The following is a 23,400-nucleotide window of genomic DNA, read 5'->3' on the forward strand; positions in this document are numbered from 1 at the left end:
GCGAATAGGTCGCCGCCCGGCCGGACCCCGTCCGCCGGGCCGTGGTGCGGACGGCATCGAGCCGCCCACACCACACTCCGCCCACCGCCGAGCGGGCGTCCGTGCGTCGGCGGCCGGCCCGCGCACCGGCCCCCGTGCAAAGGGCGTCCCTGCGGACGTGTAGGAAGCGTTCTTGGTGTCGACCGGAAAGGCTTCTTGCCTCCGGCGGGTCCTCTCTCGGAGGGGTGGGGGCGGGTTGGTTGGGTGCGGCGTTGTTGTGGTGCGGGTGGTGAAGGCGGGGTTCCCTCCTCGGCCGGACCCCCAAGGGGCGTACCAGGAACCCGGGCGCGGCGGAGCTGTCCGACCGAGGAGGGAACCCCGCCCAGGCGCGTTGTGGCCGGGTCCGGCCGGGTGGGTGCGGGTCGGTGGTGGTGAGAAAAGGCCAGGTCAGAGCACCTACCCGGGTTGACCCAACCCCTAGAACATGGTTTAATTAATGATACCGGAAGGGGGGCACCCTCCCGACCGACACCGTGAGGCCAGCCGGCCCCGGACGCCGATCTCTCACCACAGGACCGAGACATGCCCCGTAAGCCGAAGATGACCGACGAAGAGCGCCGGGCCTACTCCACCAAGATGCGCGGCGAACTCGAAGCCGTCATGGATCGCGCGTACGGCGCGATGGTCGGCAGCGAAGACTTCTGGGCCGCCGTCATGCGCACGGCCGCGAACCTGACCCACCCGGACCGCGATGACCGCAGCCCGACCAACTGCATCGCCATCGCCGCCCAGCACCCCAACGCCACCCACGTACTCAGCTCCGGAGACTGGCGGAAGGCTGGACGCTTCCCGGCCAAGGGGTCCACCTCCCTCCGCATCTGGACGCCGATCAAGCGGCGGCCCGAGGGGGCTCAGGAGGCCACGGCCGCAGCCGCCGACGGCGGGCAGCGAGACGCCGCCAACGAGGCCGCCGAGGGCGAGACGCGCAAGGTGTCCGGCTTCAAGGCCGGGCCGGTTTTCGACATCAGCCAGACCGACGGCGAAGCCTACGATCCGCCCGCCGCCGCCCCGCTCGCCGCCGAGGTCATCCGCGATGTCCTGGTGAACCAGTACCGCGACCAGTACCACGAGGACCCCGAGCAGGTCGGAGGGTTCGACTTCACCCAGGACGCCCCCGACCACGCCGTCCGCATCCTGCTGTACGGCCACGCGTGGCGACGCATCAACGAGGCGGACGCCCCCCTTCCAGGCCGGCGCGCCGCCGAAGTCGCCTCAGCCGCCAACGTCGCCGCGCTCATCCTGAACGTCGCTCCGGGCCCCGCCGTCTTGCCGCCGCTCGCGGGCATCATCACCCAGGGCAAGAAGCCCCCGGTACATGAGTCCGCCGTCCGGGTCATCGAGACCGGCCGCGCCGTCGCCCGCGCCGTCACCACGGCCGCCGAGCACCGCCGCGAACTTGCCGTGGCCGGTTGACCCAGACTTAGGAACATGGTTTAATTAATGATGTCAGAAGGGGGAGGGCAACCCCCCGACCGACACCCTCGCCGGGGCCGACCGGCCTCGGCGGAATCTCTCACCAGACGGGACACGACATGCTCACCACCGACAAGAAGCCCACCGTCCAGGACTTCCCCACCGCGACGCTCGTGATCGGCGGACCCTGGTTCCGTGGCCACCAGCTCGACACCCGCCCCGCCGTCGTCGTCGGCCCGTTCGGCGGGCCGGAGTTCGCAGACGAGGCCACCATGTCCGTGGTCTGGTTCTTCACCCTCGGTGCCCCGGCGCCGGGCGACAGCGTCCAGGCGATGTTCCCGCACGAGCTGACCCCGCTTGACGACACGCTGACCACGATGCACCAGGACACGTTCCGCGACATCGTCCGCAGCCTGCGCCGGGGACGGTTCGCCTACGACGACGGGGGTAACTTCCGCGCCGCAGTCCGCCAGGCATGGCGCGAGCGAGCCGGACTGGCCGACGCCGACCCGGTCGCCCGGCACACGCTCCACCGCAGCTGACCAAGACCCCGCCGGTCCGGGGGAGGGCAACACCTCCGGACCGGCAGGCCCCCAGCGCCCCAGCGGACACCCCTTCGGGGCGGCAGGACAGGTCCGGTGCGTTCACCGCCGCCGGTCGACTCCGCCGCAGGCGGCTCCGCTGACCGACGACGGGCACCGGACCGCAGCGGACGCGCCCCGCGGGGGCGCGACAGCCCCTGTCGTCGCGCAGGCGCGACGACCCGCGAGCCGATCGTCCCTCACGGCCCGCGCCGGTGGTGCTGCGCCGCTGCCAACGCACGGTCCGCCCTGCGGCCGGACCACAAACTCTCACCAGAAAAGACCAGTTCAGTGACTATCGAGATCACCCACACCCGCCGAGAAGGAACCCTGATCGAGGGCACGAGCCGGGGCGACGGATCGGCCGAGATCCTGCGACTGCGCGAGTACGGCCGCACCCAGCGCCAGCCCTTCCGCTGGAGCAGGAACCTTGACTGCTGGTACCTCCCTCACAGCCGCGACCACGCCACCTACACCTCCTCACTCGAACTCCTCACGCGGCGACTCCGAGACGTGGGCTTCGAGGTCACGCTGACCATCGACAACGCCGACCGCCGGTCGTTCTCCGAAGCCGAGGACGAGCGGGAAGAGAAGGCCGAAGGCCGGGCGGAGAGGTTCGGCGGATACGCCGCCAGCGCCGCCCGGAATTCCGAGGCCGCGTGGAAGTCGAGCCACGAGATATCCGAGCGGTTCGCCTTCGGTCAGCCCATCCTCGTCGGACACCACTCCGAGGGCCGTGCCCGCCGTGATCACGCGCGGATGGACAACGCGATGCGCAAGAGCATCGGCGAGCGTGACCGCGCTGACCACTGGACCGGCCGGGCACAGGCCGCCGCGAACTACGAGCGGTTCAAGAAGGACCCCGGCCGCACCCTCCGCCGTCTCGACACGTTGCGGGCCGACCTCCGCGCGGTCGAGAAGTGGCAGCGCGGCGAGTCCGCCAAGGGCTACTCCCGTAACCCCGACGACCCGGAACTGACGATCCGGCACGAGGAACTGACCGAAGAGATCGAGCACTGGGAGCAGATCATCAAGGACGCCGAGGCCGAAGGCGTCAAGGTCTGGTCGCGGGCAGACTTCACGCGCGGTGACTTCGTTCTCTACCGCGGCACCTGGTACGAGGTCCTGCGCGGCAACCCGAAGTCGGTCACCATCCCGCACATCCACAACGGCACCGGTAAGCGCATCGTCCGCGCCACGGGCAACCGGCACGACGACTGGACGTGGACCGCCCCCTACGACGACGTATCCGGGCGCAAGAGCGCCGACGAGATGCAGCAGCCGCCGCAGACCGAGGCCGCCGTGCGCCATGAGCGGGCCCAGCAGTCCCCGACGGTCGTGGAGCCGGTACCGGCAGCCGAGACGTGCCCCATGTGCCAATCCAGCCAGTGGCACGCGGAAGTACGGCGCTGTGCTCACTGCCACCACACCCCCGAGAGGAAGCCGACCCCCGCGTCGGTCCCCGCCGCAGGGGCGGACCGGCAGGAGGGCATGGTGCTGGTGCTCATCGCCTCGAAGAACTCCCGCCACTCCCGCAAGCGCGCTTTGTGGGCGCTGCCCCGTCGCGAGGCACAGTCCGTGTGCGGCGACCCCCGCACCTCCGGCCGCTCCTACATGCTCACCTGGACCGACCGGCCCGGCGTCGAAGGCGCCGACTGGGAATGGGTGCCCGACAACGGGAGTCTCGCCCCGGTCCTTTCGGACTTGGGCGTCACCCCGCGCCGTGAATGGTCCGCCGCCCCGCAGGCCCCCGCCGAGGCCGCGTAACCACGCCCCGCCCGCCCCGGCGGCCGAGCGCGCCGGGGCGGGCCCCTCTCTCACCAGAACAGGGCAACACCATGACCACGCAACTCATCGAACGACCCGCGACCGTCACAGTCCCCGACACTGAAGCGGGCAGGCTCATCGTCCCCGCGACCGAGGGCTCCACCACTGTCCCGAAGTACCGCGTCGGTTCCCCCGACATCCAGTGCCGATACCCCGTGATCGTTGGCGAAGACCAGGTAATCGGCCGCGCCTTCAGGTGGCACCGGGATTGGCTCGTCCTCACCACCGCGGGTGAACTCAACCTCCGCCGCCCCCCGAAGGGGACGCCGGGCACCGACATGGCCGCCGCCCATCTCGCAGAGGAGTACGGCGCCGGTCGGATCGGTGCCGTCCCGCTCGACCAGGTGCTCGCCGAGGCCTCCACGCCGTTGTGCGGGCCGGTGCCTCTCCTGCACCCGCGGATGCCGGTCAACGATCGCAACATCGAGGGCGCGCAGATCGCGTTCGCGGGACTCGCGGCCCACCACTGGCGGGCAGCCCTCACCGGGTTTCCCGGTAGCGATAACCACTGGTTCCTCAGCTGTGAACTGTGCCCGTGGGAAGGCCCGAAGTTCTGGTCGCACCTGCGCGGGCGCAACGGAGAGCCGCCGAGCGCGCGCCGTCACAAGGGCGGGTGCATCGGAGAGGACAAGGTCCGCCGCTTGATCCCCGCCTACCACTAACAGACCGACCGAGGGGCGGCGGCAGCGTGCCGCCGCCCCCGCTTTCCCGAAGGACAGCACCGTGCCGACCCGCCACATCCCCGAGAGCGTCGTCATCGCGGACACCCCCGCCGCGATCCTGGAATGGGCCGCCCGCCACATCGAACACGTCGGTATCCACCTGGGTCCCCGTCTGTTCGCCGGTCCGGGCCGTACGGCCACTTTGCCGTGCTGGCCGCGCGGCGCCCTCGAAGTCGCCACCGGCCAGGGGCGGGGAGCCGCCGGCCGTACGTATGACTGGGATCGCATCAACCATGCCCGCGACCAGGCGTTCGCCGTCCTCGCGGAAACCCTCGCCGGTCACCCCATGGGCGCTGACGAGGCCGCCGCCGCCAGGGCCCTGCACCGCGAGGTCATCGACCGGTGGAGCGCCGAGCCCGGCCGTACCGCCGCCGACGCCGCCTGCGCGTCCCCGAGCGCCGCGGCCCGCGCCGAACACGCCCTGTTCTGAACCCCGCCGCCCACCAGCACCCCGAGTCATCGAAGGCCCACACGATGGACGAGACGACAGAAGCCCGCAGCACCACCAGGACGCCGAGCCGCCGAGGAGCCGCCACCCCCAGCCGGGACGGCGTCCACCGGCTCAGCGTTCCCCTCCACCCCCGGCTCAGTGCGACCGAGCTGATCCGCATGCTCCTCGCGGCCCCGAGGGAGAACGACCTCTCCGCCCTCGACCCGATACGGGTCCGGTCGCTCATCGCCGACGTGCTCACCCAGCACGGCTATGACGTGCTCGACCGGTCGCCGTACTACCCGGAGCTCGACCGCCACCAGGGCGCCCGCCGCGCGGTGCGCCGCGCATACGGGGCCCGGTTCCTCGACGCCCCCGACGAACAGGCCGTGCTCGCTGACCCGCTCCGCGAAGTGCTCGCCGCCGGAAGCAGGAAGTTGTGACCGCCACCGTCGCCGAGCGGACTGGAGCACGGGCGCGGCAGACGTACTACTGGCCGGTGCGCAACGCGCGGACGCCCCAGTCGCCCGCGAGCGCCTGGCAGGCGTGGCACATCCAGCCCGGGCACCCCGGCGGCGCGTACTGCGACCTCGGCCACGAGCTGGACCCGCCCGGACACCACGCGCCGACCCTGCTCTCCCGCAGCCGGCCGACCGGCCGCCGGGGGGAGGAGCAGGAGTTCCGGGGCGGATGCCTCACCTGCGACTGGGAAGGTCCCCTCCACCGCGGAAGCGGGTACGGCGACGGCGACAACTGCGCAATCGAGGACGCCCACGACCACGCTTTCCCCGGGCTGGCGGACACTGCCGCCGATCACCACTGTCGAGGATCGGTGGGCCGTTCCGCAGAGCCGGAGTCGCTGGGCTCAGCTCACCGCCCAGTACCCGCCAGGTTGGATCGACCAGGGCGCGCCTGTCCTGGTCTGGAGCCGGTACCGCCGCGAAGCCCATGCTCCGCCGCATGCGGGACGTCCCCGCTATGAACTGCGCATCGTCCGTCCACCGAGCAGCCGGGGCAGCCGCCCCGCAGATCAGAGGACCCTCTTCTGATGGCCGCCGTCCTCCGGACCAGGGCCACACCTGCTCAAATCAAAGGTGGTTTAATTACTCAGCCATCAGCGGAGCGGGCAACCTCCGACCGGCCGCGCGCCCCACCGGCGCCACACACCCCAGACAACAGATGACGGCCAGCGCACAAGGGCAACAAGGCGCTGGCCGTCGGTGTCTCTCTCACCAGAAAGACCACACCATGCTATGTGACCGACACCCCGACTGTCCCCAGCCCGGCGACATCGCCCAGCTCACAAGGGATAACAGCATCGCCGCTGATCCCACCGGCGACAGCTTCGTCATCGTCGAGGACTTCCCGCCGACCGGCCGCCACCTCGTGCTCAACCTGCCCGTCGATCACCCCAGCCACCCCGACTGGGCCGCCGCCGTCCCCTTGGCCGACATAGCCACCCTCACCCGGCTCGAACCGGCAGGCAGCCGTACGTGGGCGCCGACCCCGGACCCGGACGGCATCCAGTGACCGTGCCGAGCGGTCACGACCCCGACCAAAGACAGGAGACGACCGTGTCCCGCAAGACCGGCCGCACGCTCTACTCACGCGCAGACCTGCGCCAAGCTCACGACATCAGCGAGTCGACCCTTCAGAACCTCTGGACCGACCGGAAGAACAACGGTCACCCGCCCGTCGCGGACACCATCGACGGCGTCATGCACTGGGACGGCGACGTTTGGGCGGAGTGGCACCACGAGCTTCAGCGACAGCGCGCCGCAGCCAGCACCACCAACCCGCCGAAGCTCGACGGCGACCCCGAAGAGATGGTCGGCCCCGCAGAAGCCGCGAAGGTCTGCGGCTTCGCCGACTCCACCACCGTCTCCCACTACGTCAAGAACCCGCCCGAGGGGTGGCCGGCACCAGACGACTGGGACGAGCTTCCGACCCGGCGCCGTCCGAAGTGGAAGCGCTGGAGGCTGTGGCAGTACCTCGCGGACCGGAAGGGCCGCGGGCACGCCGGCGGACGGCCCACCGGCCGCCGCGGCCTGGCCTATCCGTACCAGGGAGACGGGCGGCTGAACCTTGCCCGGCAGGCCATCGCGGCGAACCCCAGGGCCACGAACGCCGAGCTGATCCCCCAGCTCCTGGAGCTGACGGAGAAGACGTACTCCCGCCCGACCTGGAACAACATCATCAAGTCCGCCCGCGAGCACCCCGAGGAGTGACCGGTGCCCGACACCCGCTGTCCGCGCTGCGGCGGCCCGCTCGGCGAACGGCCGGCCCGGTCGCGGATCACACTCGACCGTGACGTTCGGGTCTGCGCGCCTTGCGGAACGGACGAAAGCGTCCGTGACGCTAGGAAAGAGCCGCCGATCCCCTTCGATGGCTGGCCCCTCAGAGTCCGATGACTGCGTACGCCATGGCCTGGTACTTCTGCCGTGCCGTGGTGTGAGGGGCGGGCCCAACAGCCCGCCCTTCAGACATCGCTGCTCCGCTTCTCGCGGGAGGAACAGCGAGTACACCCCCAAGGGCCGGGGCCATCGTGGTGCTGAAAGCGTCGCCTCTTGTGTCCAACGCGACGAGCAGGTTGCCGTTGGCGGCGTAGAGGAGGAACGCCGTCGTAAGAGCAACTACGAGGTCGTTGCGCCGCCGCCACGTCTGCTCATGCCACCGTGTCGATCTTGGGTTTGCACGCCGTCCGCAGCGCAGACAACCGCGCAGCCACATCGCGGTACGTCGGTGCCCCAGGATCGGTGATGACCTCCTCCACCAACCTTTCCAGCTCCTTCGTCGTTTCGGGCGGGATGACGAAGGTCCCGTACAGGTGGAACCCGGTCTCTACCTTGTTGTGGAGTGTCCGGTGCAGGTCGTCCCAGGCGTCTTCGGCGGACTCGCGACGCTGGCCGCGTTCCTCGGCCGGGCAGCGCGACAGCCTCACCAAGCACCGCTCTACCTTCTGCGCTCGGGTATCCAGTTCCGTGGCGAGCTTCCGCACGCGCTGGAACACCCTCAACGCCGACACCCCCGCGACGCCGAGCACCACGCTCACGGACGCGCCGAAGACCGGGGTCGCGTAGCGCTCCGGAACCGGCAACGCACGGACCAGGCAGACGGCCCCCAGGGTTCCATAGACCATCGCGTTCACGTGGAGGGCAGCCGCCCACGTGAACCGGCCCCGCAGGCGTTCGAAGGCGAAGGACGTCGGTTCCGATACCCCGCCACCGATGTGGAAGCACCAGACCATGAGCAGGCCGAAGCTGGCTTCCATGGGTCGGTCCGGGAGGAGACTGACCGCGGCAACGACGACGAGGCCAACAGCCCAGGCATACGCCGTCATTGGTAGAAAGGTGATCACGCGGTGCCAGCGCTCGGAGCGAGCCACGAACCACGGCTTCACGACCAGGTACGCGACGAGCAGGAGAACGGCTGCGACGGCGGCCGAGCCGCGGAACAGCGCCACTGAGGTACTGCTGACTGCCACGCTTGCGAGGACCGCTGTCCCGGCGATACCGGATGCAGCGGCCCACAGCCGCCAGAGGGAGGGCTGAGCCTCACGTCGGGCCGATGCCGGTTCGGCTGACACGGCGATCTCCTTAAGTCGGTGGATGCCTGATTTCCTCAACAGCACCCTGCCGATGAGGAAATCACCCGCCACTGACAACCGGACTGCAGAGCCGCCCGGTAACAGCGAAACCGGAGGCCCTTCCCCGCCCGATCCCGCCGTCAGAGCACCACCGTGCAGCCGATCTTGAAATTCAAGGACCAAGGTATCGTCACTTCGTGACGATACAATCAGCCAAGACGACCGAAACTGACCGAGTGAGAGCGGGGGGTGAGCGGGCCGATGGGGTGGGTGACCATGATCGGTCCCTCCGACGAGCAGGTTGAGTACCGCCTTACCGGTGGCCACGGCTGCGGAAAGGCGGTATCGGTCGACGCTGCCCCTCTCGTTGCCGCCATCGAGGCCAAGGCCGAAGCCGCCGGTACCCCCGTCGCCTCCCTACTCGCCAACCGCGAGGCCAAGCGCGCCTTCTTCCGCGCCCGCGGGCTCATCCGTAGTAAGGGCACCGCGCGGTTCACCAGGTTCGACGCCGTCGAAGTGGCTGTCGCAGCCGGACTTGAGGCCCGCGAGCTCTACAGCGAACAGGCCCTTCCCCCGCGACCAGCCGACGGACAGGTGGACTACCACTTGGACGCCAGCGAACGCCCTCTGATCTGGATCGGGAACGGCCTCACCGAGTTCGACCTCAGCCCCGGCAGCGTCCTCGTTCCCGAGCGCTTCCAGGCCGCGCGACGCCTCATGCACGGTGAGGACCCCCGTACTGGGCAGACCCTCGTGGAACCCAAGCTGGCCATCGCGCCGGCCGCCAAGCTCCCCGCCGCGCCGCTGGCCCGTGCCATCCGCCGCGCCGCTGCCGAACGCAGCGTGAACCCCGTCTCCCTGCTGGACTCCAAGCGCAAGCAAGACGCCTTCCGCCGGATGGAGAACCAGATCCAGCGATTCGGGGAGTCGCACCGCGTCCCCGTCTCGACGGTGCTGAAGCTTGCCGATGCCGTCGGCATCGACGCCGTCGACCTCTACGGCGAGGACATAGTGGAGAAGGCCGTGGCCGCCGAGGCGGGCGGCCACTTGGACGCCCGTGCACTCCTGCGCGCCATCGAGGCCCGCGCAGCCGAGACCGGACAACAGCCCGGCGACCTGTTCGCCGCCGCGTCCATGAAGCGCCGTTACGACCAGACTGAAGGTGAAGGCGAACGTCGTCTTCGGGATCTACCGATGGACGTGCGCGAAGCCGTCGCCATGGCCAAGGCGGCGGGTCTCGCGCCCGAGGATGTGTGGGACGCCGAGGAGATCAAGGCCGCTCTCCTCGAAGGCCGAGTCCAGGTCGGCAACTTCGGTGCTGACGTCACCTTGGACCTGGCGAAGTCGAAGTCCGCGTTCCTCGCCTATGCGCCCGAGGAGATCGCGGCTCAGGTCGAGGGCATCTACATGGCCGCCGGGCGCGAGTCCATCGGTGCCCTGGAGCGGTGGACCGCGTACGCCATGCGCGGCCACCACGGCGACGGCGACGAAGCGGAGACCGTGAAGACGAGCGGGTTCTCCGGCTGGATGATGGTCCACCGCGCCGCCCGGCCGGTGGGCGGCGCCCTTTACGGTGACCCTCACTTCCACCTGCACTTCACCTTGGCGAACATGGTCAAGGGCACCGACGGCAAGTGGTCCACGATGGCCAGCGGGGGCCGCGACCTCCACCGGCACACCCGCGCGACCCAGTCCCTAATGAACGCCCGTATCCGCCGGGAGCTGACCGACACGTTCGGCATCAGCTTCCGTCGAGAGGAGCGAACCGGTGCGTGGGAGATCGCAGCGATTCCCGAGGCCACGATCCGTTTGTTCAGCAAGCGCGACAGTCAGGTCCGGGACCTGCTGACGAAACTCGGCATCGACTACGACAGCGCCACGACCCGAGAGCGCACTGCTGCCTCCACCGCGTCCAAGGCCGCGAAGAACGGCGAAGCCGCCGGAGTCGAGGACGATGTACTGCGCGCCCACTGGCAGGCCGAAGGTCGTGCCGCCGGGGATGACCCCGACGCCATCGCAGTCAGCGCGATGGAACAGGACCGAGCTAACCAGAACCCCTCTATGGGCGAGCTGTGCGCCCAGGTCTTCGACCCGGAGACTGGCCTGACCAGCCACTCCAAGGAGTTCACTCACGCCGCCGCCATCGCCGCCGTGCTGGACGCCCTGCCGTACGGAGTCGCAGATGCGGACGAGGCCGAGCAGCTCACCAACTCCGTTCTCCGTCATGCCGGATACGCGGTCCAGCTCAACCCGCGCGGTGCCCAGCACTTCACGCACGCCGACCGGTACACGACGGCAGACGTCGTGGCTGCGGAAACGCTGATCGTCTCCGAGGCGGAGAAGCGCCTCAACGAACAGGCCGCCGTCGTCAGCCGCGACACGGTCGACATGACCCTGTCCACCGTCGAAGCTCAGCACGGTGGCACCTTCGCGCTCTCCGACGAACAGCGTGCCGTCCTCGAACGGCTCCTCACTGTCGGCCACGGAATCGATGCGGTGGAGGGCATCGCCGGATCGGGCAAGACCACGATCATGAACACCGCGCGTGCGGCATGGGAGTCCCACGGTCTCGTCATCGCCGGTGCGAGCACGGCCGCCGTCGCCGCCGCGAACCTGAAGGCCGAAGCGGGCATTGAGTCCCGCACCCTCGCGTCTTGGCTCACCGGCATCCGCAACGGCGGCCCCGGCCTTACGGGTGTTGACGTCCTGGTCGTGGATGAGGCCGCCATGTGCGATGACCGCGACATCGCCGAACTCCTCACCCACGCGGCGGAAACCGGCACGAAGGTCGTCGGTATCGGCGACCCCAAGCAGCTGCACTCACCCGGCATCGGCGGCAGCTTCGCCGCCGTGCACCACATCGTTGGAGGGCTCAGCCTCAGCGAGAACTTCCGCCAGAAGGACGCGATCGAGCGTCGAGCACTGGAACTGTGGCGAGACGACAACCGCGTGGAAGCCCTCCGTATCTTCGCCGGGGCTGGCCGCGTGCACGCGCTCGCAGACAAGGACACCACCCTCGCCGCGATGCTGACCATCTGGGCAGACAAGCGCGCCGCGCACACCGACGACCACACCGCTGTGCAGCAGCTCATCATGCTGGCCACCACCAACGAGATCGTGGAAGAACTGAACATGGGAGCCCGCGCCCTGCGCAAGGCCAGCGGCGACCTCACCGGCCCCGAGCACGCCTACGCGCTGCCCGGTGGCGGCGAGCTGACGCTGTCCGTCGGGGACCAGGTCCTCCTTCGCATCAACGACTACCGGGGCAAGCGGAGCCAGGGTGAGAACGAGGACGTGTTGAACGGCCTCCGCGGAATCGTGCGAGCCGTGGACGAGGAACGCCGGGTGTTGATCGAGTGGCGAGCGAAGACCGCAGACGGCCACCGTGACGTTGCCGAATGGGTCGACGCCGATTACATCGCACAGGGCGGACTCAGCCTCGGATACGCGATCACCGGCCACAAGTCGCAGGGACTCAGCGTCCAAGAGGCCCTGGTCTACGGCCCCAGAGCCCAGGCGAACGCGCTCTATACGATGATGAGCCGCGACAAGAAGGAGTCCCACCTCTTCCTGCCGCTCTCCGTTTACGAGTCCGACGCCGACCGCGCCCGCAGCGGCGACGCATTCACCGAGCAGGAACAGCTTGACCGCGCCGTCGCCGGCCTCATCCGCGAGATTGAGAGCGGCACCGAGGAACGCATGATCCTCACTGACCTCCCCAAGAGCGCAATGCCCGCCCATGTTCGCCAAGCCGTCGCGGACCTGCCGATCCCGCGTGCTCCCGGTATGGGAGAACTGCGTGACGCGAGCGGCCCCGAAGAGGATGCAGAGCCGGAGATCCGATCCACTCCGGCCACGGCCAGGCGACGCGAGGAGCTGAGTGCGCCCCCAGAATCCGCGCCGTCGGCTGACCGTCCGTACGTCCACCTCAGTAATTCGGCCCTGCGCGACGCTGCGCGCAAGGCAGCCACGGCAGCGCGCGCCGCCGACGCGGCGGCCGAGAAGGCTGAGGCCGCCGCCAACCGTGCCGAACGGGAGGCTGCTGCCGGATCTGGCCCGAACTCGCTCGCGCTCCACCGCCGTCATCAGGACATCGCCGAGCGGGCCGTGGCCATCCGCGAAGTTCGAGCACTGGACGGCACGATCGCTGAACGCACGGACCGGCTCCACGACACGCAGACCTGTATCGAAGGACTCGAACAGCAGCTGGCCGCGACGGGCCGTTTCGGGCGTCCGGCACTCCGTGGGGACGGTCGAGCCGCAGCACAGACAGATCGCGAAGGACTGCTTCGCACCCGCGAGGAGACCGGTCGGGATCTGGAGCAGATGAAAGTGCGACTGGAGGCTGTTGTCCAGCTGGCCGGACCCGTTGTTGAACACGAAGTCGTGCTCACCGAAGCGGACTTGTCACAGCAGGACAACGCCGTACTCCTGCGCCATGCCATGGGCGAGGACAACGAAACAGCCAAGCGACTTCGGACGGAGGCGGATAAGGCGCGAAGTACCGCTCAAGGCTCCGCCTACCGGGTGACGGGTCTGCGCAATGAGTTGGCTTCAAGGGCTCATACGGGCATTCAGCCCAACGCCGACGAGCTGACGAGTACACCTGTATCCGAGCCACTGACCGTAGCCCCCTACGCCTCACAGCTGCACCACGACGATGTATCGCAGACGTTCGACGATGCGCCAGATGAGCTCACGCCGTGATCTTCACTAAGCACGTTGTCCAGACCAGCTGACGCGCCTTACAGCTGAGCCCTTGCCGGAACTACACCTCCGTCGGTGGATCGAGAACCGCGTTCCGCGCGGCGAGCGCCATGGCGCTCTGCGCTCCAAGGGAGAGACCGAGCCGGTTCCAGTGGAAGATCACCTGATAGGCGAGGACGCGGCGGAGCCCACGCTCCAGAGTGCCCGCCTGCACGTCTGCCTTCAGCGCGCTACCGGTGCGGCGAAAGGCATCGGCCCAGGAGACAACCGGCTGCAAGGGCGCACCGGGCCCAAAGAGCGGGCCCTCGTGGGAGACATCACTGACCAGGAGCTGGCGAATTTGTCGCGTCAGCCCGTCAAGTTGTTCTGCCGAAACGGCGCTGGTGTCGGAGCGCTGCTCCTCGTTGACGACCCGCCCCCAGACGTCGCCCTGTTCGTACCACTCAAGGCCCGCCGCTCGGATCATGATCGTGCAGAGGACGACGGACAGTTCCCGGCGGCCGAGGGGTACATCGGCATGGTTCAGGATGTGGGAGCTGTCCGCAGCGAACAGGAGATGGGCCGACAGCATCCCCGAGGTTCCGCCGAACGCAGCGGTCTCCGGCTCGTAGTTGCCCGGCCACCAGCGGCGCAGGTGCCCTGCCTGGACGAGCTTGTCCAGTTCGGTGCGGATCAGATCGGCAGGGCCGCCATGGACGCGCAGCCGCCAGCAGGGGTGCTTACGGATGAACCACCACAGCGCTGTCGTCTCGCTGCCCTTCACCTTGTTCAGGATCGGGACGAGATGGGCGCCAGTGATCTGCTCGGCCGCGGCCCAGTCGGTGAACTCGACGTAGAACTGAGCCCACTCGGTGCGCCGGTCCTGGCGGCGCAGGGCTTCGGTGCCGGCCTGGGTGAAGACGTGGACTGCGTCCATAAGGGCGGTGGGATGCATACCGATCCGGCCTGCGGCGTTGTCGATGAGTTCACCGGCGAGTACGGACCGGACCGCCCGGCTCACCTCGTCGCTCGGTGGGAGGGATCTGGTTGTCAGGTGAGGAGCAGACATGTATCCCACTCCGTGGTCGGGGCCTGGTTAGTCGCGATAGTGGTCAGGGCGAGAGCGCAACCTGCTGTGCCGTCGAGGAACCCCGGGCCTGGCATTTCCGAGTGGGCCTGCGTGATCAGGCTCTTGGCCAGGGCGGGAAGCCGGGTGCCCAGGTGAGGGGTGCGGGCATCCTGGGCGGCGCGGTAGACCGTCTGGTAGAGGCCCGCCCATCCGTGACACAGGCTGTTGTCGGTGATCCGGCCAAGCTGTACGGGATCACTCAGGCACTGGTGCAGGGCGACCTCGTATCTGAGCTGGAGGGTGCGGTCGTCGAGCGCGATGGCTGCGAGCTGTCCGGCGCGGGCGATGCCGGGTGTGCCGTAGCACCAGGAAGGGCGGGCGGGGCCGTGCTGATGTGGTCGGCCCGTCTTGAGGTCGGTGAGCGTGAGGTGTTCGGGCCACCATGGGCCGGTGTCACTCTCTTGCCGCCATGCGTCGAGGTGGGCGCAGATGGCGTGGATGGCTTCGCTCTGGCCGTCGACCTGGACGCCGCGGCGATGAGCTTGAGCGAGGAGCAGGAGCGGCCCGGTGATGCCGTGAGCGGCGCCGAGGTTACCGTGCCCCCCGGGAAGGCTGTCCTTACGGCGGGGGTCGTGATCGACCCACCAGCCGGGAGTGCTGAGGCCGTCGCTGTCGAGGGGGTGGGTCAGCGACACGAGGTAGCGCAGGACCTTCTCCATCGCGCTGCCGTGAGGGGCGGCGCGTAGGAGGTAGGCGCCGATTCCGGTGAGCCCGTAGAAGGTGTCGTATTCGGCGAAGGTGGGGTGTGCGCCCCGGTATATGCGGGCGAGCGCGCTGTCGACGCGGCGGTGTGCCAGGTTCACGACATGTGCATGGAGGGCGGCGTGGGCGTCCCGGTAGAGGTGTTCCACGGAGGGCGGGACGCTCTGCAGGACGTACGCGACCGCAGGCGCACCGAGGTACAAGCCGGTGCTGTCCGTGGCGGTGATGTCCCCGGCCGCGGCCTGGCCGATCCAGCGGTGCGCGGCGTGCCAGGTTGCCCGGCCGACGGCGGCCTGTTCGATATGGAAAAGCGTGATGCCGGCCGCGCCGGTGGCGAGGGATTGTCCGGCCCACGGCTCATCTGCCGGGGGTGCGGAGGGCTGGGCGAGGACGGCAGTGAGTTCTTCGACGAGTGCTTGTGCCTGTTCCATTACCGCGGTCATCGGCCCGCCTTGCTGGGCTGGTGACGCAGGGCCACGGTGCGGGCAAGGTGCAGGGTGGCGGCTTCGGCGGTGGGGTCGACGCCGAGGGCCCGGACGTGGTGCTGGTGCAGCAACGAGCGCAGCACGGTGCCGGGGTCATGCCCTTCCACACCAAGGGCGTGCCGGTAGGCGGTCAGAGCCCTGGCGCGCTCCGCCCATGCTCCGCTCAGGTCGCCGCCTGCGGCTGCGTAGAGCTGGAGGGCTTCGGTGCGGTCGGCCCGGTCGGGGCGGCCGTGGGCGGGCGTGTTCTCGATCAGCCATCGCCAGCCGTCCTCGGCGGAGGGCAGGAAGTGGGTGGCGAGGTCGACCAGGCTCGCGGCCGTCACCGCTCGCCGGGAGATGGGCGAGCGCGAGGTGAGGCGGATCTGTGCGAGAGCTGCCGCAGAGTCCGCGGCGAACAGGACGTGCGCGGCCTCCATCGCCGTCCGCGCGCCGAAGCGCCCGGTCTGGGGCCGATAGGGCTCCAGGGTCAGGCGCGCGAGGAGACGCTGATGGTGCAGCTCGGTCGCCCACTGATTCAGGGCCTCTGCCACGGCCGCGTGGTCCGCTGCTGCGACGTGCAGGTTGAGCTGAAGGTGCTGTCCGATCTCCGGGCGGGCGAGTTGCCGGTGGCGGGTGAACCACCACGTCGGCTCGGTGTCGAGCGCGGCCAACAGCCGGGGGAGGTGGCGGTCCAAGATCTCGTCGAACCGGTCGGGGTGCCCGTACAGGTGCATCTGGAGAACCGAGCCCGCCCCCGGGAACTGAACGGGCGCCTGCACATTCGTGGAGGGGTGAAGCGCCGGCAGGCTCCGGACGGTCGGGGTGGTGCGGGTGAACGGGAGGATGACGTCGTGTGCGCGGCCGATCCACCCGTGGGCGTCCGGGTCCGTACCATGGCGCAGCTCCAGCCCGGGGCCCTCGTACATCCGGGACCGCACGAGGCGGCGATGCACCGGGTGGTCGAGGTCAAGCGGAAGGCGCTGGTCGTACTCCATCAGACAGATGTAGCGCGGGACGTTCATCCGCATCCGCCAAGTGGTGAACGCCTTCTCCCACTCGTGATGCGGTGCCGTGCGGGTGGGCATACCCCGGTTTTCCAGGAGCCAGCGTGCGGCGGTCAGGGTGGTGCGGCCGTAGCGGACACGGGGCAGGTAGGGCAGACGGGAGGCGGCGGCCCCGAAGTCGAAGGGCTTGTAGGCCGCGTGCCGGGCGCCCGCGACCTCGGCCAGGAACCGGGCCAGGGGCGGGGTCTGGATACCGGCTTCCAGGGCGTGGGGTACGCGTGCGTCGATGGGGCGGCCGGTGGAGAGCTGTACGAGGTGGAGACTGCGGGCGTCCGCGGTCACGCCGATGTCGTCCACGGCGATCGAGGTGGCGCCCTCGGCGGGGTGCTCGGCGAGCGGAATAACGCGGGGCAGGAGCTGGGGAGTTCGGGCGACGTTCTCGTTGCGGCGACGGCGTGGGCCGAAGGAGAGCTGCGCCGTGATCGCGTCGGGCCGGGTCGTGTACGAGTCGGCGATCAAGCGTTGCTGGTCAGCGGGCAGCAGGTGGGCGAAGCGCCCGAACATGCTGCTGCCGGGGCGGGGAACGGCTGTGATTTCGAGGGTGAATGCGCCCTGGACCAGGTCGCGTGTCGAGGGAGCGTGGACCTCGAAGCCGACTTCGCAGCGGTCTGCGAACAGCGGTTCGTCGATGCCGCCGGCCTCAACCAGTTCGGCGATCGTGGGCTCGTCGAGGTCGAGGTCACCGTGCCCGGTCTGCTGGAGGAGCTTGAGCATCACCGCGTCGCGGTCGGTCAGCAGGGTGGGTGCCTTGCGGCGCTCGGAGCCGGTGTATCCGGCGGGCCAGCCCAGGCCGCTGTCGGCGACCAGATCCAGGACAGGGACGGTCACGCCGACGCCGTACTGGGCGCGGAAGCGCCGGTGGTAGTCGCGCCAGTGGTGATAGCCGTAGGGGTGCGGGCTGAGACGGTGCAGGAGGGTGACGGCCTCCTGCGCTTCGGTGATGACCTTGGTGGGCAGCTGGACCGCCCCGTTCAGGGCGGTGTCCACGAGGACCGGCACTGGCGCGATGGACGACTTGGCGGCCATGCGCGTGGTGAGCGCCTGGAGATTGGTTGTCGCGGCGCTCTCGTTGTGTGAGGCCAGGTCGTCGTGTAGGTCGTAGAGGCTGCGGGCATAGGCCCCCATGGTGGGAAGCGAATGCGCGTCGACCTTCTTCAGCTCGGTGCACACGTGGTCGAGGGCGTCGAGGGCCGTCATAGACGGGCGCAGGCTGCTGATGAGGAGGTTCTGCGTCAGCAGTTCGCGCAGGACTCCGTCGATCTTTCCCCCGTCTCCGGCCGGGAAGAGGGCCGTCAGGTGCTCGCGGAGGTCTTGGTAGAGGATCGGGGACTGGGCGGCTTTCATCGCCGCTTTCACCGGGCGGGTGAGCCGCAGGGATATCTCGACCGGTGCCATGAGGCGGGCGTGCCCGTCGGCGGGCGGACCTGGCGCGGCGAGACGGTCACCGCGGATGTAGGCGGTGTTGTTGGCAAGGACCGGGAGACGTTCGAGGAGTTCGACATCGCTCTCCAGGTGCTGGATGACGTCGCTGATCCACTCGCCGTCGGCACGTAACCGGACGGGGTGGTCGCGGCCCCAGCTCACTTGCGGTGCCATGCCGACCGTGAGCGGGGCGGCGCCGGCGAACAGGCCAAAGGGAGTGGGCCGGTGTCGCCAGCGCAGAAGGTAGGAGATGACGGACAGGGCGGCCCGGCGAATCTGCCGGGGCGCTGGGGGCGTGCCGCGAATGATGCCCTCCACCGTCGCCGAAAGCACGGGACTCGCGCTGAGGAGGGCGTTGCGGATGTCGGGGCGCTGCCAGATCCTCACCAGCCAGGTACGGGTGCTCACCGGATCGTCCAGGTTGAGGCCCTGGGGGATGTCGGCGGGGCTCGGGTCGGTGGTGGCGCGGAGCATGGCTACGCCTGTCCACTGGTAGCTGATGGCATCGGCCATGAGACCTCGTTCCTTCCGGTGGGGGATGGCGGTAGGGGCGGGCGCGGGGGCGCCGAACGATGCTGCTCGACGCCCCCGCTTGACCGGTAGAGGGTCAGGTCAGGCCGGGTCCTCGACGAAGCTGTTGCAGGACGAGGCGGCGCCGGCGCAGGTTCCGCCACATCCGTCGCCGGTGGAGCACATCAGCTTCCCGATGGGGTGGGCAGCGACGACCACCTTGACGTTCAGCGGGGCGAAGTCGTCGTCCTCGCCGAAGGTGGCCTGGGGCGCTTCCAGAACGGCAGCGTTGGGGCTCATATCGATCCTCCTGGTTGACGGGGTGGTACCTGGTGGACCTGGCTCACGGTGGTTAGGCCGCGGGCCAGGAGAGCGAGATCCGGCTGTGGACCTTGTCGATGACTCGGTCTGCGGGGATCTGGTCATCGGGGGTGCCGGCCGGATAGACCCGGATGCTCGGGCTGGGCCCGCCGCGCCGATGGGCCTCCCAGTTGCGCAGGACATCGGCGATCTTCGCGGCGAACTGCTCGGCGTTGGGGCCCAGGGCGTGCACGCCGTACTCGACGTGCTTGTTGTCCTCGGTGCGGCGGGTGACGAGGTAGGCGAAGGTGTCCTCTTCGACGGCGGCGAGGGCGTACCGCTTGTTCACCGGGGCGACCAGGCCGGTGTCCAGGTCCTCATCGACGGCCATGGTGCAGAAGCCCGGCAGGCTGATTGCCAGGTGCATCTGGAAGGTGTCGAGGAGTTCGGACAGGCCGATGGTGACGCCGGTCCACAGCTCGTGGCGCGGCGTGGTGACGGCGTTGTCGAGCTTGCTGGGTTTGGCGGGGAGCCCGTCGTCGAAGCGCAGGCCGATCTCCGGGGTTCCGTTGACGAGCAGGAGCTGTTCGTCGTGCTCGGTGGTGCCCTGCATGGGCACGAACCCGCAGATCTTCGCCGACACCGACTCCAGGTGATCGCCGACCCGAGTGAAGGCGACGGAGCGGGTCAGGCCGCGCATCCGCAGCGGCACGACGAGGCGACCGCCCGGCTCCAACTGATCGGTCCAAGCCGGTGGGATGTCCCAAGCCCCGACGGTGACGAGGATGACGTCCACTGCGCCGAGGTCGGGGATCGGTTGGGCGGCGTCCGCGGTGACCACGCGCACCTGGTCGTAGTCGTTCTCGGCGAGGAGGCGTTCGGCGCGTTCGGTGACTTCCGAGTCGATGTCGACCGTGGTCACGTGGCCTTCAGGTCCGACGAGTTCGGCCAGGTAGGTGGCGTTGAGGCCGCCCGAGCCGATCTCCAGGACACGCATTCGCGGCTGGAGCTGGCACTGCTCCAGCTGGATGGCCTGGATCTGCGGGGCGGAGACGCTGCTGATCTGCACGCCGTGCTCGTCGGTCTTGGTGATGACGGCTGAGTACGGGTCGTACACCTCTTCCAGCGGCGTGCCCGGCGGGGTGAAGCGGTCTCGGGGCACCTTCTTCATGGCTGCCTCGACCGCGGCCGAGGTGATCCAGTCTTCGTCCCGCAACTGGTCGATGGTCTTGTGGCGCAGGCGCGTGGCCTCGTCGGGCTCTACGGTCGTCACATCGGTCACAGAGGGTTCCTTACGTGGTGTCTGCGCGGTCGCGCGGCTGCGCGGGCTGGTAGCCGTCGGCGACGGTAGCCAGGCCGCCATGCGCGGGTGGCGGGGCCGCGCCGGTGGGGTAGTCGGCCGTCGGGTTTGGCAGAAATGCGGTCTCGGGTATCGCCATCGCTGGCCCCCTTTCGTCGATTCGGTTGGCATGGGGAGGAGCCCTTTGGGAGGGGTCCCTCCCCACACGCTTCGTCCGGCACCGGCCCTTTTCCAGGCCCGGCTGCCGGGTGGTGCACCCGCCCACCGATCGGGTCGTGAACCCTCCTTCGGTGGCCAGGTAGTTCACGGGCCGGCCGCTAGCTCCCCCACGGAACGCGGCCGGGGCGCGGTTGCCCGACGCCGCCTCCTCCTCGTGACGATCTCGGGTCCTCGTGCACGGGCACGGAGGTCCACACGACCGGGAGGGGGCCCCAATCTTGGGGGTCACTCCCGTTGTGGTGCCTGGATTGAGCGAGAGCGGACTTGCTCGTAGCAGACCTCGCCGAACGCGCGGTCCAGGGTCTGGACGAGGCGGGCAAGATTCTGTGCACGGTGGGCGGCCGATCGGGGGGCAGCGGTCTGGGCGAGAGGTCTCAGGTAGAGGCGCCTGCTGGCTTCGACGAGGGTTGCCCGCCCACCGAGGCAGAGTTCTGAGTCCGCGGGGAGGCTGAGCATCTGGGCTTCCAAGTCCTCGGCCACGATCCGGCCGAAGTCCGTGAACTGCTGTGCCATGGCCAGAGCGTCCTTGACCGCCGGAAGTTCGGGGCTGTCCACGTCCCAGGACAACGCTGCTTCGACGAGGGCCAGGACCTCGACCTTGTTGGGAACAGCGGAGGGACGTGAGGTCGTATCTTCGTGTGCTTCGCCCGACACCACAGAAATCCCCGGACTCTCAGTTCTCAGTGACGACAAGCTCAAGGAGCACAGGGCGATTTGAGCGTCCCGTGCTACGGTCCGCGAACTCTGGCACCGCCCGGCACTGCGAGGGATCTCATGACGTACACGCCCCCGACCTGGCCTGTCTCCGTCAAAGGTGTCGCCCTGGACGCCCGCGGCAGGGTGCTGCTGTTGAAGAACGAGCGTGAGGAGTGGGAGCTTCCCGGCGGCCAACTGGAGGCAGCTGACAGCAGTCCGGAGCACACCGTCGAGAGGGAACTGCAGGAAGAGTCCGGCTGGACCGTGAAGGCGGGGCTGCTTCTGGACGTCTGGATCTACCAACCGCTCCCGCAGACCCTTCCCGACCGGCGCGTCGTGATCATCACGTACGGGTGTCTGGTTCTCACTCCGCAAGCGGTCTCGGTGATCAGCCACGAACACCGGGAGATCGGACTCTTCACCGCCGTCGAGGTGCTGGGCCTCGCCATGCCGGAGGGCTACAGGCGGTCCATCGCTTCGTGGAATCAGCGGAGCCATGAGATCACCTGACCTGCCGTGAGGATCTGGTACTGCCAGGCCCGCGTGACGATGTGAGCCGGGTTCTTCGCTCCGAGGTTCGTCATCAGGTCCCGACCGTCTCGGCGAACGATGTTGACCGGCCGCTTCAGCTCGGTGGCCATCTGCGCGGAGCGCATTCCCCTCGCGATGAATGGCACGAGTTGACGCTGCTCAAGGGACAGGCACATCCCTGCCGGGTCCAGCAGCGCCGGACGGTCGATGGCTTCGGTGGCGTAGCCGACGGCAATAGCGGCGGCGTTGTCGCTCACTCCGTGCAGCTTCCGCTTGGCCAGTTTGAGGTAGCCAGCGGCCGTGCCACCCCGGATCGTCAAGTCCTGAGCGACGACGGCGAGCGTGCTGCCATTGCACAGCCCCTCGATGATCTGTCGCTCCCTGGGGGCGAGGGTGATCCTCGCGATCGTGGTCATTGCTGGATTCCTCTCTGACGGGTACGAGCGATCCGAAGGCACAGCTCGGCGAAACGAGCCTCGTCAGGGGCTACCAAGGCGCGTATGGCGGGCTCTGGTCGGCGGCGCGGGGAGCGCAGCAGCCTGGCGGAGATGAGCGCACAGAGGATCGCAGCGAGGGTGATGCGGCGGGTGTTCCGCCCAGCGCTGAGGCGCTTCGGCTCCCTGCGGGGGACGTGCAGAGCCGTGTTTTCGCAGCGCCGGGCGGAGGGTCGGGCCGCCAGAAGCAGCCCGACGTCTGTGGTGGGGGAATGCGTCATGAGGTGTCGTCCTCCCTCAACTCGGCGATCTCCCCCATCAAGTCGAGGACGGTGAGGATCGTGCTGGCGAAGCGCACCAGATGCCCGTGGACGCCCTGCTGGCCGGGCATTTCGCTACTCAGGGCCATCGCGGCGTCCATCTGGGCGGGGTAGGGCTTCAACAGGCGCTCGACCACGTATTCGAGCGTCGGCGTCACTTTTCTCAGCCGGTCTGCGATGGCCGCGATGTCCTCCGGGGAGAGACGGACAGCGTCCTGGCCAAGGACGGTCTCCAAGTCGTCGTACAAGTCGTTGGTGACTGCGTCGGAGGCAAGGAACCGGCGCAGGCCAAGGTCGACCCTGCTGGCTGTCACGTCGTCGTTCGCGTACGCCCCAACGCGCAGCGGCGCAGCGGTCTCGTAGATGACGGCGGTCATCAGGGCGTCCCCGGAGGAAGTCGGAAGGCACACCACGTGGTGTGGCCGTCCTTGCTGACCCCCCAGGTGTGGGCAAGGACAGCGACGAGGAAAAGGCCACGCCCGGAGATGTCGTCGTCATCTGCTGCTATTAGCTGGGCAGGGCTCGGGTTGCCGTCCGTGACCTCCACCCGCAGCACGCCATCGGAGCAGATGGCCTTCAGCCCGACAGCGCCGTGGCCATGCTGGATGCCGTTGGTCACCAGTTCCGACACCGCGAGCACGACGTTCTCCGCGATCGACTGAGGCACCCGCCACAGGCGCAGGTGAGCTGCGGTGATCTTGCGCATGTGTGCGACGCGGGACTTGCCCGGGGTGAAGGCCACCGCGAACCCGGGGCCGATGCCCTGCTGCAACTCGGCGGCGGCAGCGACAACCGCAGATGTGGCGGGGCTCATCGTGTGCCTCTCAAATGGCCGAAGTGTGTGGGGGATGCCCTCCTGACGCCTGCTAGAGCGGCGCAGTTGGCACTTCTGTGGTCGTTTGTGCACTCTCAGCGAGGAGTGCTATGAGCCTGACAAGCGGAACCCGGTCATACCTAGCCCCATCTCGATGCCGGACTTTCGCCGGATCGGGGCGCCGTGCGCCGGACCTTCGCCGCCGGTTCGC

General features: G+C 69.0%; 20 protein-coding genes and 2 pseudogenes. 12 read left to right on the plus strand and 10 right to left on the minus strand.

Features of this window, described 5'->3' with window-relative positions; translation table 11 throughout:
* Positions 1-561 precede the first annotated feature (561 nt).
* The 10 genes and pseudogenes from ABCR94_RS37320 (at position 562) to ABCR94_RS37355 (ending at position 7,240) form a co-directional block, all read left to right on the plus strand.
* Positions 562-1,452 carry a hypothetical protein gene (locus tag ABCR94_RS37320; protein WP_347125801.1) on the plus strand — a complete coding sequence of 297 codons (891 nt, stop codon included), beginning with the start codon at positions 562-564 and terminating at the stop codon, positions 1,450-1,452.
* 119 nt (positions 1,453-1,571) lie between these two features.
* Entirely contained in the window at positions 1,572-1,994 is a 423-nt protein-coding gene (locus tag ABCR94_RS37325; RefSeq protein ID WP_347125802.1) for a DUF6409 family protein, read from the plus strand.
* A 330-nt stretch (positions 1,995-2,324) separates the two neighbouring features.
* Entirely contained in the window at positions 2,325-3,800 is a 1,476-nt protein-coding gene (locus ABCR94_RS37330) for a DUF3560 domain-containing protein (RefSeq protein WP_347125804.1), read from the plus strand.
* Positions 3,801-3,871: 71 nt separating this feature from the next.
* Complete coding sequence (locus ABCR94_RS37335; RefSeq protein WP_347125805.1) at positions 3,872-4,522, plus strand: hypothetical protein; 651 nt, start codon at positions 3,872-3,874, stop codon at positions 4,520-4,522.
* A 61-nt stretch (positions 4,523-4,583) separates the two neighbouring features.
* A complete protein-coding gene (locus ABCR94_RS37340) occupies positions 4,584-5,012 on the plus strand; it encodes a DUF6197 family protein (RefSeq protein ID WP_347125807.1) in 429 nt (142 codons plus the stop codon).
* 44 nt (positions 5,013-5,056) lie between these two features.
* A complete protein-coding gene (locus ABCR94_RS37345) occupies positions 5,057-5,455 on the plus strand; it encodes a DUF6181 family protein (RefSeq protein ID WP_347125809.1) in 399 nt (132 codons plus the stop codon).
* Positions 5,452-5,784 (plus strand): annotated as a pseudogene (locus ABCR94_RS39335) (DUF6349 family protein); the annotation flags it as partial. The gene ABCR94_RS37345 and the pseudogene ABCR94_RS39335, both read left to right, overlap by 4 nt.
* A gap of 25 nt (positions 5,785-5,809) precedes the next feature.
* Positions 5,810-6,061 (plus strand): annotated as a pseudogene (locus ABCR94_RS39340) (DUF6349 family protein); the annotation flags it as partial.
* 199 nt (positions 6,062-6,260) lie between these two features.
* Complete coding sequence (locus ABCR94_RS37350) at positions 6,261-6,542, plus strand: DUF6211 family protein (RefSeq protein WP_347125811.1); 282 nt, start codon at positions 6,261-6,263, stop codon at positions 6,540-6,542.
* Between the two features lie 44 nt (positions 6,543-6,586).
* Positions 6,587-7,240, plus strand: a complete 654-nt coding sequence (locus ABCR94_RS37355; protein WP_347125812.1) for a hypothetical protein — start codon at positions 6,587-6,589, stop codon at positions 7,238-7,240.
* A gap of 437 nt (positions 7,241-7,677) precedes the next feature.
* Here the strand turns inward: ABCR94_RS37355 and ABCR94_RS37360 are convergent, their stop codons facing one another.
* The gene (locus ABCR94_RS37360) at positions 7,678-8,670 is read right to left on the minus strand and encodes a hypothetical protein (RefSeq protein ID WP_347125813.1); all 993 of its coding nucleotides are present in this window, start codon (positions 8,668-8,670) and stop codon (positions 7,678-7,680) included.
* A 204-nt stretch (positions 8,671-8,874) separates the two neighbouring features.
* Here ABCR94_RS37360 and mobF point away from each other — a divergent pair, with 204 nt between their 5' ends.
* Positions 8,875-13,305 (plus strand): MobF family relaxase, encoded by a 4,431-nt coding sequence (gene mobF, locus ABCR94_RS37365; protein ID WP_347125815.1) that lies wholly within the window; start codon positions 8,875-8,877, stop codon positions 13,303-13,305.
* Positions 13,306-13,366: 61 nt separating this feature from the next.
* Here mobF and ABCR94_RS37370 read toward each other — a convergent pair whose 3' ends face one another.
* The 6 genes from ABCR94_RS37370 to ABCR94_RS37395 form a co-directional block, all read right to left on the minus strand.
* On the minus strand, positions 13,367-14,353 hold the full coding sequence (locus ABCR94_RS37370) for a thiopeptide-type bacteriocin biosynthesis protein (RefSeq protein WP_347125816.1): 987 nt from the start codon (positions 14,351-14,353) through the stop codon (positions 13,367-13,369).
* Positions 14,335-15,558 carry a lanthionine synthetase C family protein gene (locus tag ABCR94_RS37375; protein ID WP_347125818.1) on the minus strand — a complete coding sequence of 408 codons (1,224 nt, stop codon included), beginning with the start codon at positions 15,556-15,558 and terminating at the stop codon, positions 14,335-14,337. The genes ABCR94_RS37370 and ABCR94_RS37375 overlap by 19 nt, the downstream gene beginning before the upstream one ends.
* Positions 15,555-18,578: a lantibiotic dehydratase gene (locus ABCR94_RS37380; RefSeq protein ID WP_347125820.1), complete on the minus strand. Its 3,024-nt coding sequence runs from the start codon at positions 18,576-18,578 to the stop codon at positions 15,555-15,557. The genes ABCR94_RS37375 and ABCR94_RS37380 overlap by 4 nt, the downstream gene beginning before the upstream one ends.
* Positions 18,579-18,677: 99 nt before the next feature.
* Positions 18,678-18,875: an FxLD family lanthipeptide gene (locus ABCR94_RS37385; RefSeq protein ID WP_347125821.1), complete on the minus strand. Its 198-nt coding sequence runs from the start codon at positions 18,873-18,875 to the stop codon at positions 18,678-18,680.
* Positions 18,876-18,927: 52 nt separating this feature from the next.
* Positions 18,928-20,157, minus strand: coding sequence for a methyltransferase, FxLD system (fxlM, locus tag ABCR94_RS37390; RefSeq protein ID WP_347125822.1), 1,230 nt, complete (start codon positions 20,155-20,157; stop codon positions 18,928-18,930).
* A 462-nt stretch (positions 20,158-20,619) separates the two neighbouring features.
* Positions 20,620-21,048 carry a hypothetical protein gene (locus ABCR94_RS37395; RefSeq protein ID WP_347125823.1) on the minus strand — a complete coding sequence of 143 codons (429 nt, stop codon included), beginning with the start codon at positions 21,046-21,048 and terminating at the stop codon, positions 20,620-20,622.
* Positions 21,049-21,168: 120 nt separating this feature from the next.
* Here ABCR94_RS37395 and ABCR94_RS37400 point away from each other — a divergent pair, with 120 nt between their 5' ends.
* Positions 21,169-21,600 (plus strand): NUDIX hydrolase, encoded by a 432-nt coding sequence (locus tag ABCR94_RS37400; RefSeq protein WP_347125824.1) that lies wholly within the window; start codon positions 21,169-21,171, stop codon positions 21,598-21,600.
* On the opposite strand, the gene ABCR94_RS37405 is transcribed toward ABCR94_RS37400, so the two are convergent.
* The 3 genes from ABCR94_RS37405 to ABCR94_RS37415 all read right to left on the minus strand — a co-directional run bounded on the left by ABCR94_RS37405 (position 21,576) and on the right by ABCR94_RS37415 (position 23,189).
* Positions 21,576-22,037 (minus strand): helix-turn-helix domain-containing protein, encoded by a 462-nt coding sequence (locus tag ABCR94_RS37405; protein ID WP_347125825.1) that lies wholly within the window; start codon positions 22,035-22,037, stop codon positions 21,576-21,578. The genes ABCR94_RS37400 and ABCR94_RS37405 overlap by 25 nt on opposite strands.
* A gap of 295 nt (positions 22,038-22,332) precedes the next feature.
* Complete coding sequence (locus ABCR94_RS37410; RefSeq protein ID WP_347125827.1) at positions 22,333-22,752, minus strand: DUF6415 family natural product biosynthesis protein; 420 nt, start codon at positions 22,750-22,752, stop codon at positions 22,333-22,335.
* Positions 22,752-23,189 carry an ATP-binding protein gene (locus ABCR94_RS37415; RefSeq protein WP_347125828.1) on the minus strand — a complete coding sequence of 146 codons (438 nt, stop codon included), beginning with the start codon at positions 23,187-23,189 and terminating at the stop codon, positions 22,752-22,754. Before ABCR94_RS37415 ends, ABCR94_RS37410 begins: the two co-directional genes overlap by 1 nt.
* Between the last annotated feature and the right edge of the window lie 211 nt (positions 23,190-23,400).

This window comes from Streptomyces changchenzhani (assembly GCF_039766235.1).
GTDB lineage: Bacteria > Actinomycetota > Actinomycetes > Streptomycetales > Streptomycetaceae > Streptomyces.